This is a genomic window from Sphingomonas sp. UYEF23, assembly GCF_040546165.1.
Lineage (GTDB): Bacteria > Pseudomonadota > Alphaproteobacteria > Sphingomonadales > Sphingomonadaceae > Sphingomonas > Sphingomonas glacialis.
Map to the genome: position 1 here is coordinate 59,156 of NZ_JBEPNG010000006.1, position 14,907 is coordinate 74,062.

Genomic DNA, 14,907 nt, shown 5'->3' on the forward strand with positions numbered 1-14,907 from the left:
AAACGGCCAACGCATGCATGAACGCCGGTTCGATCCGCGCCGTCACGACAGCGCGCGGCATAGCTGAAGCAGCATCAGATCATAGCAGGACGTCCGAATGGTTCGAAAAGCCAGGACGCCCCAGGGGGAGGAATTTCATGACCATTATTCGTTCGGCACCGCGTCGGCAGCTTTTCCGCACGACCTCGGTCCTCGCATTGACGCTTGGCTGCGTCCTGCCCGCGATCGCCCAAGCACAGACCGCTCAGCCGCAGGCCACGCCGTCCAATCCCGCGGTCCAGCCGCAGCCACAGACCGCGCCGCAGAACGACCAGACCATCGCGCCCTCCTCCGCCACGGTCGAGCCGGCCACGCGCGACCGCGCTTCGGGTGACGTTTCGCCGCCGGCCGAGACGCAATCCGCGCAGGACGAGCCGCAGAACGCCGGACGCACCAGCCCCGACGTCGCGACCGCGCAGGACATCGTCGTCGTCGGCACCCGCGCTTCGTTGCAGTCGGCGATCAACCGCAAGCGCAACGCCGGCACGATCGTCGACTCGATCGTCGCCGACGACATTGCCAGCTTCCCCGACAAGAATGTCGGCGACTCGCTGTCGCGTATCACCGGCGTCCAGCTCAGCCGCGATTTCGGCGAAGGGACGCAGGTGTCGATCCGCGGCGTCGAGCCCGATCTCAACCGCGTCGAGATCAACGGCGTCAGCCAGGTCTCGGCCGGCGGCAGCCGCGCCGGCGATTTCCGCGAGCTCGCGACCGAACTCGTCAAGTCGATCGACGTCTTCAAGGGCTATGCCGCCGATTTGACCGAAGGCGGTCTTGGCGGCACCGTGCTGGTCGAAACGCGCAAGCCACTTGAACTGAAGAAGGCGCTCGGCAGCGTCGTCGTGTCGGCGCAGCATCTCGAGACAACGCAGGACTGGCGTCCGCGTGGCACGCTCGTGCTCGGCACGCCGCGGTTCCTGATGGATGGTCTCGGCGTCCTGCTCAACGTCACCTATGACGACAAGTCGACGCGGCAGGATTACGCCAGCAACACCAACTATAACCGCCTTGCGGACTTCGACCATTCGGACAAGCCGACGGTCGCTAACGCCGCCTATGCGGCCTTTCCGACCTATGCGAGCTGCGGCAACGTCGGCACCACCTCGACCCAGACCTTCGCGACGCGGCGTGCGGCGTGCGAAAACCAGTTCTTCGACTGGGCGCCGACCGTGCCGCGCTATCGCAACCTCGTCCGCCGCGACAAGCGCCTGTCGGGCGACTTCACGGTGCAATATGAGCTCGCGCACAATTTCCGCGCTTATGCCGAAGCGCAGATCAACAACCGCGACCAGCGGCTGTTCGACACCAATTACTCGCTCGATATGGGCCGCGTCCAACGCTACCAGCTCGACCCGGTGCTCGGCACCAGCTCAACCCAGCAGGTCAAGCTCGGCACCGCGACGATCAATCCCGACCATGTCGTAACGGGCTACACCACCGCGCTCAATTCGGTCGCGGTCAGCAGCACGGTCACCAGCGGCTCGAGCAATATCCTCGGCGTGCAGCGGCGCGATTTCCAGTACGACCAGAAGTCGCAATATTTCCAGGGCGGCTTCGACTGGAATCTCGATCGCTTCAAGGTCAAGGGCATGGTGTCCTATGCCAAGGCCAAGACGGTCGGCGAAACCAATCTGATCTCGATCAACACCGGCATCTCCGGCGTGAACGTCGATACGTCGAACGCGCTCGGCATCCCGGTCTTCACCTATCCGAGCAGCGTCAATCCGGCCGACCCGGGCATCTACACCGATCTCACGCGTCCCGGTAACGTCGCGCAATCAGGGCCGACGGTGCAGTATCGTCCGACGCAGACCTCGAACAGCGAGAAGCAGGCCAAGCTCGACGTCGATTGGGAGGTCGATTTCGGGCCGCTCAAGACCATCGAATATGGCGGCCAATATCGCGACCAGGACTATGTGTCGTACAATGGCGGCGGCTCGCGCCTGCTGACCGCGGTCGGTGTGACGCCGCAAGTCTATCAGGACACCGCGAACGTCTCCTATTCGACCAACATCGTCTCGGCGGTCACCGCGCGCACGACGAAGACGGGCAACGGCACCTACACCAACCAGCTGACACAGGCCGAATACGCGTCGCTCATCAACGCGCTCGGCGTCACAAGCGGCGGCGCGCCGCTGTTCACCGGGCTGCGCGGCGCACCCGGCGGCATTCCCGACCGGATCGCCTTTGCCAACTTCAATGCCGGCGAGATTTCCAAATATTACGATCTGTCGGGGTTCGACCAGGACCTGACGCTTGCCGCCAATGGCCTGCCGCAGATCCCGTCCTACACGATCAACGAGAAGATCGCCGCGGGCTATCTCAAGGGCAATTTCGAAACGCGCGTGTTCGGCATGCGGCTGACCGGGAACGCCGGCGTGCGCTATACCTACACGCGCGACGACGGCACCGGCGTCAACATCAGCCGCGTGACGCGCTTCACGCCGACCGGTGCGGTCGAGACGGTGGTGCTCAAGGCGCAGCAATCGACGCTCAAGAACAGCTATGGCGACGTGCTGCCTGCGTTCAACGCGGCGCTCGAATTCACGCCGAACCTGGTGCTGCGGGCGAACTGGGCGAAGAACCTCGCGCGCCCCAAGCCGACCGATCTGGTCGCGACGATCACCTGCACCGATGACGCCACCGTCGCCGCAGCCGATGACACCTGCACCGCGGGCAATCCCGATCTGGTGCCGTACCGCGCCGATCAGTGGGAGCTCAACATGGCCTGGTATCCGAACCGGGATACGCTCGTCAGCGTCGGCTATTACAAGAAGTATGAGAGCAGCTTCGTCGTGCCGAACGTCACCCGCTCGGGCGTCGATCTGTTCAAGGACGGCGTCCTCTATACCGTGCGCCAGCCCATCAACGGGTTCGGCGCCTTGCTCGACGGCATCGAAGGCAGCGCGCAGACCGCATTCACCTTCTTGCCAAAGCCGTTCGATGGCTTCGGCGCGTCGGCCAACGTCACCTTCGCGCGGGCGATCCGCACCAACCTGACCAACTCGGCGACCGGTCAGCCGCTGCTCGAATATCCCGGCCTGTCGAAGTGGACCTACAACGCCAGCATTTTCTACGACAAGGGCTTCCTCAATGCGCGGCTGAGCTACAATTATCGCTCCGACTGGCTGGTGACAGCGGCGGATTCGAACAACGGCAATTTGCCGATCTACCGCCAGGGCGAAGGCTATCTCGACGGGAAGATCACGCTGCGCTTCCCGAAATATCACACCAGCCTGTTCGTCGAGATGCAGAACATCAACAAGGCGTACTCGCGCTCCTTCGTGAAGGGGATCGGCACGTCGGAAGCCTATTACGCTGGCCAGCGGCTGTTCGCCGGCCTTCAGCTCAAGTTCTAGCGCTTGCGCCAAGCACCTTCCCTCCCCCCCTGCGGCTGGCTATCCTAACGGATGGCCAGCCGGTTTTTCCCGGGGGCGCTGGACCGACACTGGCTGGTCGATTGCCAACATACGGCGCGACATTCTAAGGGATGGACATGAACGCCCCCATCATCGACACCGAAATGCCCGAAACCGCAGGGCCAGCCGTCGGCGCCGGCAGCCAGACGCTGATGCGCGGGCTCGACCTGATCGAAGCGGTGAGCCACGAAGTGCTCACGCTGAGCGAACTCGCGGTCAAGCTCGACCTCACCAAGAGCACAACGCACCGCTTGCTGTCGGCGCTGGTCGATCGTGGCTACCTCGCCTTTACGCCGCGCGCAGGCTATCGGCTCGGGCCGAAACTGCTGCTGCTTGGTACGCTGGCGCAAGCGCAGGCCGATCTCGTCCAGGTCGCGCGGCCGTATCTCGAGGATCTTTCCGCCGCGACCGAGGATACGGTCCATCTCGGCATCCTCGATGGTGACTCGGCGCTGTATCTCGACAAGGTGCCCGGACGCCGGCGCATCACCATCTCGAGCCGGATCGGCGATCGCCAGCGGCTGACCTCGACCGGCCTCGGCAAGGCGCTGATCATCGATCACACGCCCGCTTACTGGCGCGAGCGTTTCGCCGCCGACCAGGCCGACGGCGCACCGCATGTCGACCCCGCTTTGTGGTTCGAGCGCATGTCGGGCTATGCCAGCCGCGGTCGCGCGTTCGATCTCGAGGAGAATGAGGATCAAGTGCGCTGTGTCGCCGCGCCGATCCGCGATGCCGGCAAGCGTATCGTCGGCGCGATCAGCGTGTCGAGCGCCGCGCAATATATGAGCGACGACCGCATGACGACGCTGACCGACGACGTCTGCGCTGTCGCGGCGGCGATCAGCCGCGAACTCGGCTTCGACCCCGCCGACGCCTGACCCTTCCTTCGTATTCCCAGGAGACCAGCATGTTACTCGCAGGCAAGACGGTGCTCGTCACCGGTGCATCGGCCGGCATTGGCCGCGCAGTGGCGATCGGCTGTGCGCGGCACGGCGCCGACGTCGCGCTCAACTTCGCGCGCGACGTGGCAGGTGCCGAAAGCGCCGTCGCCGAAATCGAGGCGCTCGGCCGCAAGGGCGTGGCGATCCAGGGAGATGTCGCCGATCCCAAGACCGCGACCGACTTCGTCACCAAGGCGGTCGCCGCGCTCGGGCGGGTCGACGTGTTCGTCAACAATGCCGGCATCTGCCCGTTCCACGCCTTTCTCGACATGCCGGTCGAGACCTTCGAGCGGACGATGCAGGTCAATCTGCACGGCGCCTATTTCATGGTCCAGGCCGCCGCCAACCAGATGGTCAAGCAAGGCGATGGCGGCTCGATCATCGCGATGTCGTCGATCTCGGCGCTGGTCGGCGGCGAGTATCAGACGCATTACACGCCGACCAAGGCGGGGCTCCACTCGCTGATGCAGTCGGTCGCGATCGCGCTCGGCAAGCACAAGATCCGCTGCAACTCGCTCTTCCCCGGCACGATCCTCACCGACATCAACAAGGACGACCTCGCCGACACCAAGAAGCGCGAATACATGGAAAGCCGTATCCCGCTCGGCCGGCTCGGCCAGCCCGACGATCTCGTCGGGCCGACGGTGTTCCTCGCGTCCGACCTCGCCCAATATGTCACCGGCGCCTCGCTGCTGGTCGACGGCGGCGCCTATGTGAACCTGCAGTGAGATGAACTGGACGCGGCGCGACCTAGCCCTGGGGCTGATGGCGGCCGCGCTCCCCTTCCCGGCGCATGCCGCGCGCCTATTCGACGTGCGGCGCTTCGGCGCGCGCGGCGACGGGCGGACGCTCGACACCGCTGCCTTCAACGCGGCGATCGCCGCGGCGGCGGGCGGCGGAACCGTGATCGTCCCGCCGGGGCGCTATCTCTGCTTCTCGATCCGGCTGAAGAGCAAGGTCACGCTCCAGCTCGCGAAGGGCGCGATCATCGAGGCGGCGGATCCTGCACGGCATTCCGGCAGCTATGACCTGCCCGAGTCCGGGGTCGAACAGCTCTACCAGGATTTCGGCCATAGCCACTGGCACAACAGCCTTATGTGGGGCGACGATGTCGTCGAAGTGGCGATCGCCGGTCCCGGGCTGATCGACGGCGCCGGGCTTACCCGAAACGGCCCCGGCGCGCGCTGGAAGGCGCAGACCGGCGAGCGCCCGCTGTCGATGCAGGGCATGAGCCAGCGCCAGATCGACCAGCTCGAACCCGCCACCGCGGCGATGAACGGCCAGGGCAACAAGGCGATCGCGCTCAAGAACGGTCGCGACATCGTGCTGTCGGGCTTCACGATGCGCCAGTGCGGGCATTTCGCGATCCTCGCCACCGGCACGCGCCAACTGGCGATCCGCGACCTGACGATCGACACCGATCGCGACGGCATCGACTTGGATTGCGTGCGCGACGTCGTGGTCGAGCGCTGCCGCGTCAACACCCCCAATGACGACGCGATCGTGGTCAAGAGCAGCTATGCGCTCGGCCACGCCGTGGCGGCGGAGAACATCGTCATCCGCCACTGCGCCGTCTCGGGCTTCGATCTCGGCACGCTGCTCGATGGTACGCGCCGTACGACACAAGAACTCGCACCAGACCGCGACCGCGTGACCGGGCGGATCAAGCTCGGGACCGAGAGCAATGGCGGCTATCGCAACGTGCGGATCGAGGATTGCAGCTTCACGCATTGCCGCGGCCTCGCGCTCGAGACGGTCGATGGCGGGGTGATGGAGCAGGTCGTCGCGCGCCGCCTGACGATGACAGACGTCACCACCGCGCCGCTGTTCCTGCGGCTCGGCGATCGGCGGCGCGGGCCTGCCGGCACCGGCATCGGCGCGATACGCGACGTGACGATCGAGGACGTCACCGCGACCGGGATCGACCATCGCTACCCGGCCGCGCTCGCCGGCTTGCCCGACCATCCGATCGAGCATGTCACGCTGCGCAACATCGCGCTCACCTATCGCGGCGGCGGCACCCCCGCGGACGCCGCGCGCCGCCCGGAGGAACACGCCTCCGCGTATCCCGAACCGAGCATGTTCGGGACCTTGCCCGCCTGGGGCCTGTGGCTGCGCCATGCGCGCGACATCACGATCGACGGCATGGGGCTGGAGACTGCCACGCCCGACGCCCGGCCGCGCTTTCTCGCCGATCATGTCGACCGTTTGAGCGTGCACAATACCCAGCTCTGACGCGCTTTGGGTTTGACCTTCCCCGCATTCGACGGTACCAAATAATACAAATCGGTGCCATATAATGGCCGGAGAGGGAGAAGGCTGTGTCGATCCATGCGTTCAAGATGCAGCTGAAACCCGGCGTTCTCGACGAATATCGCAAGCGCCATGACGAGATCTGGCCCGAGCTCTCCGCGCTGCTGACCGAGAGCGGCATCTACGATTATTCGATCTTCCTCGACGAGCAGACGCTGAGCCTGTTCGCCGTGCTGCGCGTCCGTGCGGACAGCACGCGCGATACGCTGCCCGAGCATCCGGTGATGAAGCGCTGGTGGGATTACATGGCGCCGCTGATGGAGGTCGAGCCCGACAACCGGCCCAAGGAATGGGCACTGCCGCTGATCTTCCACCATGCGTAAGCGCCCCGCGCGCTCGATCGTCGCGCTCGCCATCGCGCTTGCCGCCCCTGCCGGCGCGCAGGTCGCGCGCCCGACGCAGAACCTGCAAGCCCCGGTCAAGACCTTTGGCCGCGTCAGCTACGACGCGCGCTCGCTGATGATCGACGGCCAGCGCCGCATCATCTGGTCGAGCGAATTCCACCCCTTCCGCCTGCCCTCGCCCGATCTGTGGCGCGACGTGCTGCAGAAGATGAAGGCGAGCGGGTTCAACACCGTCGCGCTCTATTTCGACTGGGGCTATCACTCGCCCAAGCAGGGCGTGTACGATTTCAGCGGCATCCGCGACATGGATCGCGTGCTCGACATGGCGGCCGAGGAAGGGCTCTACGTCATCACCCGCGCCGGGCCGTATGTGAACGCCGAACTGTCGCGCGGCGGCTTCCCCGGCTGGCTGGTCAACCAGAAGGCGCGCGCCCGCACCGACGATCCCGCCTATCTCGCCGCGGCCGATGAATGGCTGACGCGGATCAACGCGATCGTCGCGCGGCACCAGATCAACGGCGACGGCAAGGGCCATAGCGGCACCGTCATCCTCCACCAGATCGAGAACGAGCTCGCGCTGACCACCCCGGCACAGCGCCGGTACATGGATCATCTCGCCGTCAAGGCGCGCGCCGATGGCATCACCGTGCCGCTGTTCCACAACGACCAGGGTCGCAACGGCTATTGGGTGCCGGAGTCGTCCAAGGTCGAGAACGTCGTCCACGGGCCCAACGATCTCTACGCGTTCGACGGCTATCCCGGCGGCACCTGCACCGTCGCGGGCAAGCCGACGCGCGGTTCGGCGGCGCCCGATTGGGGCTATTACGGCCCGGGCGGCGCCAAGGGCGGCGCGTCCGCCTCGCCCGACACCCCCGCCTTCCTCGCCGAATTCGGCGGCGGCTGGTTCGATTATTGGGGGTCGAACGGCGGCTATGACTGCAACGCGATCCAGCGCGGCAAGCGCTTCCAGCGCGTGTTCTACGGCACAAACCTCGCCAACGGCATCGACATCCAGAGCTTCTACATGGGCTATGGCGGCACCAGCTGGGGCTGGCTGCCAGCGCCGGTCGTGTTCACCAGCTACGATTACGGCTCGGCGATTTCGGAGGCGCGCGAGCTGCGCGAAAAGGCCGGGGAGATGAAGCAGCTCGGCGGGATGATCGCCGCGGTGCCCGATCTTGCGGGCATGGTCCCGGCCGGCGCGGTGACGGTGTCGTCGCCCAATGTGCAAGTCTATCACGACCGCAACCCGCAGAGCGACGCGCGCTTCCTGATGGTCACGCACAAGCCGTCGAACGGCCAGAGCGACGACAGCTTCACCGTCGCCGCGACCCTGCCCGACGGCGCGTACAGCTTTCCGATGCGGCTCAACGGCTTCGACGCCAAGTGGCTGCTTGCGGGGGTGACGCTCGGCGGCCAGCGGCTCGTTTACTCGACTTCCGAATTGCAGGCGACACTGACCGCCGATGGCCGCGACCTGCTGCTGCTCTACGGCCGCGCGGGCGAAGCGAACGAGACCGTGCTGCGCTACGCGTCGGCGCCCAAGGTGGAGGTGCTCGAGGGCGCGGCCACCAGCGCGTTCGATGCCGCCAAGGGCGATCTCAAGCTGACCTACACGCTCGCTGGGCGCAGCGTCGTGCGGATCACCGGTGGTGGCCGACCGCCGTTGACGCTGCTGCTCGCCGACGAGGCCGAGGGCGTGCGCTATTGGCGCCGCGACACCGCCGCCGGCCCGGTGCTCGTCCGTGGGCCCGCGCTGGTTCGCCGCGCCGATGCGACCGGCGCGACGCTCGCGCTGACCGGCGACACGAAGGAGGCCACGCCGCTCGAACTGTGGACACCCGCGCGGCTCACCTCGGTGCGCTGGAACGGCGTCGCGGTGCCGCTCGAGACCAGTGCGATCGGCAGCCGTCGCGCGCTCCGCCCGCTCGCCGGCCCGGCCCCGGTCACCCTCCCCGTCCTCACCAACTGGCGCGTCGCCGAAGGGACGGCCGAGGCGCGCCCCGATTTCGACGACAGCGGGTGGCAGGCGATCGACCGACGCGGGTCGGCGACGACCACCGCCAAGCCCGACGGCGAGCCGACGCTGGTGATGGACGCTTACGGCTTCCACGACGGCGATGTCTGGTATCGCGGCCGCTTCACCGGCACGCCCGACGCCAGGCAGCTGGCCTTGTTCTACGGCGGCGGCGGCGCTGGCATGGTGCAGGTGTTCCTCGACGGGAAACTGGTCGGCCAGGACGAGCTCCCCGGTGGCCTGCCGCGCCCGATCACCACCGCCGCGCCACGCTTCGACCTCCCCGCCGCCGCGCAGACGCCCGGCGCGCATGTGCTGGCGATCATGGTCCGCAACAACGGGCACAATTGGGATCTCGACTCCGACGATTTCCATAAGGAAGCGCGCGGCCTCGTCTCGGCCTCGCTCGAGGCACCGGGCGGACGCAGCTTCGCCGTGCCGATCGCGTGGAAGATCCAGGGCAAGCAAGGCGGCGAGGATCTCCCCGATCCCGCGCGCGGCGCCGCCAACAATGGCGGCCAATATGGCGAGCGGATGGGCTGGCATCTGCCCGGCTTCGACGACGCGCGCTGGACCACGGCGACGCTGCCCGCCGCCACGACGACCGCCGGCACCACCTGGTATCGCACGCGCTTCACGCTCGCTGTGCCCAAGGCGCAGGACACCACCGTCGCGGTCACGTTCGGCGACACCACCACGCCGCGCTCGGTCGCGCGCTATCGTGCGCTGCTGTTCGTAAACGGCTGGAACATGGGCCAGTTCATCGCGCATGTCGGCCCGCAGCGCGTCTTCCCGATCCCCGAGGGTATCCTCAACCATCACGGCGCCAACACGATCGCGCTCGCCGTCACGTCGGATGGCGCGGCGGGCAATGCGCTCGAACAGGTCAAGCTCGTCACGCTGCGCAGCGTGAAGGGCGGCGTGCCCGTCCAGATGGTCGCCGCGCCCAGCCGGCCGGACCAGCTGCAATGAGCGACGCGCTTGTCACCCGTCGTGGCTTCGGCGGCATCGCCGGCGCCGCCGCGCTCGCGGCGATGGCGCGCCCGGCCTTCGCTGCCGGGGCGGCGCGGCCGTGGCCGTATCTGATCGGCGCCGATGTCTCGTGGATCCCCGAGGACGAGGCAGTCGGCGCGACCTATTGGCAGGATGGCCGGCAACGCGATCCGCTCGCGATCCTCGCCGACGCCGGGTTCAATGCGGTCAAGCTGCGCATCTTCGTCGACCCCGCCAACGGCTATAGCAAGCGCAAGCCCGGCGGTCCGTGGTGCGACCTGCAGCAGACGCTGGCGTTCGGCCGTCGCATCAAGGCCGCCGGCTTCCATTTCTCGCTGACGCTGCACTATTCGGACGACTGGGCCGATCCGCAGAAGCAGACGAAACCCGCCGCCTGGGCCGACCTGCCGTTTCCCCGGCTGGTCGAGCGCGTCGGTGGCTATACCGCCGACACGATCGCCGCGCTCGTCCGCGGCGGGGCCGCGCCCGACATGGTGGTGATCGGCAACGAGACCACCTTCGGCATGCTCTGGCCCGACGGCCGCGTGCCGCTGACCATTCCGACCGGCAACCCGCAGACCGACGGCGTGCATCTCAATGCTGCCGGCGCCGGCGGCTATGACCAGTTCGCCGCGCTGCTCAAGGCGGGGATCGCCGGCGCGCGCGCTGCGGCGCCGCGCGCCAAGGTGGTGCTGCACAACCATCTCGGCCGCCATTGGCCGATCACGCAATATTGGACGGATACCCTGCTCCAGCGCGGCGTCCGCCCCGATGCCATCGGCTTCTCCTGCTACCAGCAGGCGGCGCAGGGCGACTGGCAGCATACGTTTGCCGAATTCGCCAAGGCCTATCCCGATCTCGGCTTCCTCGCGTTGGAATATTCCGCGCGCAAACGCTATCTCAACGATCTCGTCCATGCCGAACCGCACGGCTGGGGCAGTTACATCTGGGAGCCGACGCGCCACCAGGAAGCGATCTTCCGCCACGACGGCAAGCCCGCCGGCGAAGGCGCCCGCCCCGATCTGCTCAGCCAAGGCATCAACGCCGCGGAAGCCCCCGGCGCCGCGCCCGGCGTGCCGACCCAGACGCCGCCCGACGGCCATCAGGGCCGGTACGACATCGATCCCCAGTTCCGCACCCTCTATCGCACCATGGCGCACGATTACGGTCTGAAGCCCGTGCGCCTTCCTACCAGGAGAAGTTAATTGGCCGCCCTTACCCACGACGTGCCGCGTGCAGACGTGACCGCCGCGATCGCCCGACTGATGGACAATCTCGTCAACATCACGGACGAGACCGGCGAGTTCCTGCTCCATCTCGAAGACGGGCGCATCATCGACACCAAGGGCTGGGCCGGCTGGGAATGGACCCACGGCGTCGGCCTGTTCGGGATGTGGCGCTATTACGAGCAGACCGGCGACAGCACGGCACTCGCGATCATCAAGCAATGGTTCGAGGATCGCTTCGTCGAGGGCACGCCGACCAAGAACATCAACACGATGGCGCCGTTCATCACGCTCGCCTATTTGTACGAGCTCGAGCGCGACCCGCGCTACATCCCCTATCTCGACACCTGGGCCGAGTGGCTGATGGCACCCGACGGCCTGCCCAAGACCGAGGAAGGCGGCTTCCAGCACATCGTCTACAATGACGAGAATCCCGGCGAGATGTGGGACGACACGCTGATGATGTCGGTGCTGCCGCTCGCCAAGATCGGCCTGCTGCTCGGGCGCCCGCATTATGTCGAGGAAGCCAAGCGGCAGTTCCTCGTCCACATCAAATACCTGTTCGACAAGAAGACCGGGCTGTGGTTCCACGGCTGGGACTTCAACGGCCGGCACAATTTCGCCGAGGCGCTGTGGGCGCGCGGCAATTGCTGGGTGACGATCGCGATCCCCGAGATCATCGAGATCCTCGATCTGCCGCAGGGCGACGCGCTGCGCACCTTCCTGATCGACACGCTCGCGGCACAAGTGAAGACACTCGCCGAAACGCAGGATCCCGCGACGGGGCTGTGGCACACGCTGATCGTCGATCCGACCAGCTATCTCGAGGCGTCGGCGACGGCTGGGTTTGCCTACGGCATCCTCAAGGGTGTGCGGAAGGGCTATCTGCCGCGGCACTATGAGGCGGTCGGCATCAAGGCGGTGCAGGGCGTGCTCGCCAATATCGACGCGGCGGGCGAGCTCAAGCAGGTGTCGTTCGGCACGGCGATGGGCGACACGCAGCAATTCTACAAGGACATCGCGCTCACCTCGATGCCCTATGGGCAGAGCCTTGCGATGATCGCGCTCGGCGAGTTCCTGCGTACCTACATCTAATGCAGCAGGCGGCGCTTCCCGGCTTCCACCGCATAGCGTCGCGTTGGGCCGTCTGGCGCCGCCCGGCCGGCGCGCTCGCGCTCCTTCTGGCACTCGGCGGCGTAGCTCGGCCGGCGGTGGCGGAGACGCCGCTGGTCGCGTTCGATGCCGGGCCGGGCGTCGTGCTGGCGGATGCGCGCGGCGTCGCGCGCGTGATGACCGACGCGCGCGACCATGCGGTGGTGCGGATCGCCGCCGCCGACCTCTCGGCTGATCTTGCCCGCGTGTCGGGCACGGCAACCGGCAACGGTACGCAGATCTGGCTCGGCACGCTCGGTCGCAGCGCCGCGATCGACGGCCTCGCGCGGCGCGGCCTGCTCGACGTCCGCAAGTTGCGCGGCGCGTGGGAGAGCTTCGTGATCGCCACGGTCGATCGCCCCGCCCCCGGCGTCGCCTCGGCGCTGGTGATCGTCGGCAGCGACCGCCGCGGCACCGCGTTTGGCGCCTACGAACTGTCGCGCGCGATCGGCGTGTCGCCGTGGCATTGGTGGGCGGACGTCACGCCCGAACATCACGCGCTGCTGCGCGCGCCCGTGGGCGTCGCGCGCTTCGGTCCGCCCTCGGTCAAGTATCGCGGCGTTTTCCTCAACGACGAGGATTGGGGGCTGCAACCCTGGGCGGCCCGCACCTTCGAGCCCGCGGCGGGCACGATCGGCCCAAAGACCTACGCCAAGCTGTTCGAACTGATGCTGCGGCTCAAGGCCAACCTCGTCTGGCCGGCGATGCACAAGGTGACGCGCCCGTTCAACGCCGACCCCGGCAACGCAGCGCTCGCCGATCGCTATGCGATCGTGATGGGCTCGAGCCATGCCGAGCCGATGCTGCGCAACAATGTCGGCGAATGGACCGCGCCGACGGAGCGCTTCAATTACGCCACCAACGCTGCCGGTGTCGCGCGCTACTGGCGCGAGCGTGTGGCGACCAACGCGCGCTACGAAAGCGTCTGGACGCTCGGCATGCGCGGCATCCACGACAGCGGGATGGTCGGCCCGAGCGACGATGCCGGTCGCCGGACGCTGCTCGAGCGCATCTTCGCCGACCAACGCGCGATGTTGCCCAAGACCGCGCCGCAGGTGTTCACCCCGTATAAGGAAGTGCTCGACGTCTATCGCAGCGGGCTGAAGGTGCCGCGCGACGTCACGCTGCTGTGGCCCGACGATAATTTCGGCTATATCCGCCACCTCCCCGACGCCGCCGAGCGCCAGCGGCCCGGCGGATCGGGCGTCTATTACCACCTCTCCTATCTCGGCGCGCCGCTGTCGTATCTGTGGCTGTCGACCACCCCGCCCGCGCTGATCCGCGAGGAACTGGGCCGCGCCTGGGATGCCGGCGCGCGGCAGATGTGGGTCGCCAACGTCGGCGATCTCAAGCCGGGCGAGCTTGCCACCGACTATTTCCTGCAACTGGCGTGGGACGTGCCGGCGACGCGCGCGCAACCGATCGACGCCGTCGTGCGCGAGTGGGCGGCCGGCACGCTCGGCGGCGATGTCGCGGCGGACACCACGACGATCCTCGCCGAGCATCACCGCCTCAATTTCGCGCGGCGGCCCGAGCATCTGCAATGGTGGCTGCCGGGCGAGCTGTCGCGCCCCAGCCCGCTTTCGCCGCCCGAGATCGCCACCCGCCTCGCCGCGTTCGACACGCTCGCCGCCCGCGTCCGCGCGCTCGCACCGCGCGTCGCCGCCGACCGCCGGGATGCGTTCTTCGAGCTGGTCGACTATCCCGTCACCGCCGCCGCGCTCGCCAATGTCCGGCTGTTCGATGCCGAAGCCTATGATCGCCTCCACGACAGCGATCCGGCAGACGCGGCGCAAGCCGGCGCCCGCGCACGCGCACGCGCCGCCGATGCCGAGCTCACGCGACTGACGCGCCGCTACAATGAGACGATCGCCGGCGGCAAATGGCGCGGGATGCTCGCGATGGAGCCGGCCGATGGCCAATGGCGGCGCTATCGGTCGACCCCGCCGATCCTGCCCGCCGCTGCCCTCCTCCCGGCGGAGACGGTAGCCCGACCGCAAGCTCCCCCTGCCGCCACCGCACCCGTCGTGGAAGCCGAAGCCGCCGAGGGCGCGCGCACCGGTTGGCGCGTGATCGACGGGCTCGGCCGCAACGGGGCCGCGGTCGGCGCGGCACTGCCGGCGCAGCTGTCCTATACGATCAACCTGCCGCCCGGCCGCTGGCACCTCGTCGCCGAACTGCTGCCGAGCTACGCCACGCACGATGGCGATCCGCTGCGCCTGACGCTCGCGCTCGACGACGCCGCGCCCGTCACACTTGCCGCACCGCGCGTCACCGGCGATGCCGCCTGGGCGCGCGCGGTACTCGACAATCGGCTCGAGCTTGCGCTGCCGACCGCGCTCGCGGCCGGCCGCCATCGCTTCACCGTCGGACTCGCCGATCCCGCGCTGATCCTCGATCGCTTCCGTTTCGATCCGCTTCCCGCCAGCTTGCCGCCCGCCGGCGCAAAGGACTGACCGC

Annotated in this window: 9 protein-coding genes; all 9 read left to right on the forward strand. The window is 67.6% G+C overall.

Going from position 1 to position 14,907, the window contains the following annotated elements:
* Positions 1–137 precede the first annotated feature (137 nt).
* The 9 genes from ABIB28_RS12270 to ABIB28_RS12310 all read left to right on the forward strand — a co-directional run bounded on the left by ABIB28_RS12270 (position 138) and on the right by ABIB28_RS12310 (position 14,903).
* Positions 138–3,398, forward strand: coding sequence for a TonB-dependent receptor (locus ABIB28_RS12270; protein ID WP_354288375.1), 3,261 nt, complete (start codon positions 138–140; stop codon positions 3,396–3,398).
* Between the two features lie 137 nt (positions 3,399–3,535).
* Positions 3,536–4,339: an IclR family transcriptional regulator gene (locus ABIB28_RS12275; RefSeq protein ID WP_354288377.1), complete on the forward strand. Its 804-nt coding sequence runs from the start codon at positions 3,536–3,538 to the stop codon at positions 4,337–4,339.
* Positions 4,340–4,368: 29 nt separating this feature from the next.
* Positions 4,369–5,130 (forward strand): L-rhamnose 1-dehydrogenase Lra1, encoded by a 762-nt coding sequence (gene lra1, locus ABIB28_RS12280; protein ID WP_354288378.1) that lies wholly within the window; start codon positions 4,369–4,371, stop codon positions 5,128–5,130.
* A gap of 1 nt (position 5,131) precedes the next feature.
* Complete coding sequence (locus ABIB28_RS12285) at positions 5,132–6,637, forward strand: rhamnogalacturonidase (RefSeq protein WP_354288379.1); 1,506 nt, start codon at positions 5,132–5,134, stop codon at positions 6,635–6,637.
* An 86-nt stretch (positions 6,638–6,723) separates the two neighbouring features.
* Complete coding sequence (locus ABIB28_RS12290) at positions 6,724–7,038, forward strand: L-rhamnose mutarotase (protein WP_354288380.1); 315 nt, start codon at positions 6,724–6,726, stop codon at positions 7,036–7,038.
* Positions 7,031–10,048, forward strand: a complete 3,018-nt coding sequence (locus tag ABIB28_RS12295; RefSeq protein WP_354288381.1) for a beta-galactosidase — start codon at positions 7,031–7,033, stop codon at positions 10,046–10,048. Before ABIB28_RS12290 ends, ABIB28_RS12295 begins: the two co-directional genes overlap by 8 nt.
* Positions 10,045–11,274, forward strand: coding sequence for a glycosyl hydrolase 53 family protein (locus ABIB28_RS12300; RefSeq protein WP_354288382.1), 1,230 nt, complete (start codon positions 10,045–10,047; stop codon positions 11,272–11,274). Before ABIB28_RS12295 ends, ABIB28_RS12300 begins: the two co-directional genes overlap by 4 nt.
* Positions 11,275–12,390 carry a beta-galactosidase BglB gene (bglB, locus tag ABIB28_RS12305; protein ID WP_354288383.1) on the forward strand — a complete coding sequence of 372 codons (1,116 nt, stop codon included), beginning with the start codon at positions 11,275–11,277 and terminating at the stop codon, positions 12,388–12,390.
* Positions 12,390–14,903 carry a glycosyl hydrolase 115 family protein gene (locus ABIB28_RS12310; RefSeq protein WP_354288384.1) on the forward strand — a complete coding sequence of 838 codons (2,514 nt, stop codon included), beginning with the start codon at positions 12,390–12,392 and terminating at the stop codon, positions 14,901–14,903. Before bglB ends, ABIB28_RS12310 begins: the two co-directional genes overlap by 1 nt.
* The last annotated feature ends 4 nt before the right edge of the window (positions 14,904–14,907 follow it).

Bases quoted from the DNA above. Each gene is read 5' to 3' on its own strand.
- ABIB28_RS12270 (WP_354288375.1), top strand. From the start codon at position 138: ATGACCATTATTCGTTCGGCACCGCGTCGGCAGCTTTTCCGCACGACC.
- ABIB28_RS12275 (WP_354288377.1), top strand. From the start codon at position 3,536: ATGAACGCCCCCATCATCGACACCGAAATGCCCGAAACCGCAGGGCCA.
- lra1 (WP_354288378.1), top strand. From the start codon at position 4,369: ATGTTACTCGCAGGCAAGACGGTGCTCGTCACCGGTGCATCGGCCGGC.
- ABIB28_RS12285 (WP_354288379.1), top strand. From the start codon at position 5,132: ATGAACTGGACGCGGCGCGACCTAGCCCTGGGGCTGATGGCGGCCGCG.
- ABIB28_RS12295 (WP_354288381.1), top strand. From the start codon at position 7,031: ATGCGTAAGCGCCCCGCGCGCTCGATCGTCGCGCTCGCCATCGCGCTT.
- ABIB28_RS12300 (WP_354288382.1), top strand. From the start codon at position 10,045: ATGAGCGACGCGCTTGTCACCCGTCGTGGCTTCGGCGGCATCGCCGGC.
- ABIB28_RS12310 (WP_354288384.1), top strand. From the start codon at position 12,390: ATGCAGCAGGCGGCGCTTCCCGGCTTCCACCGCATAGCGTCGCGTTGG.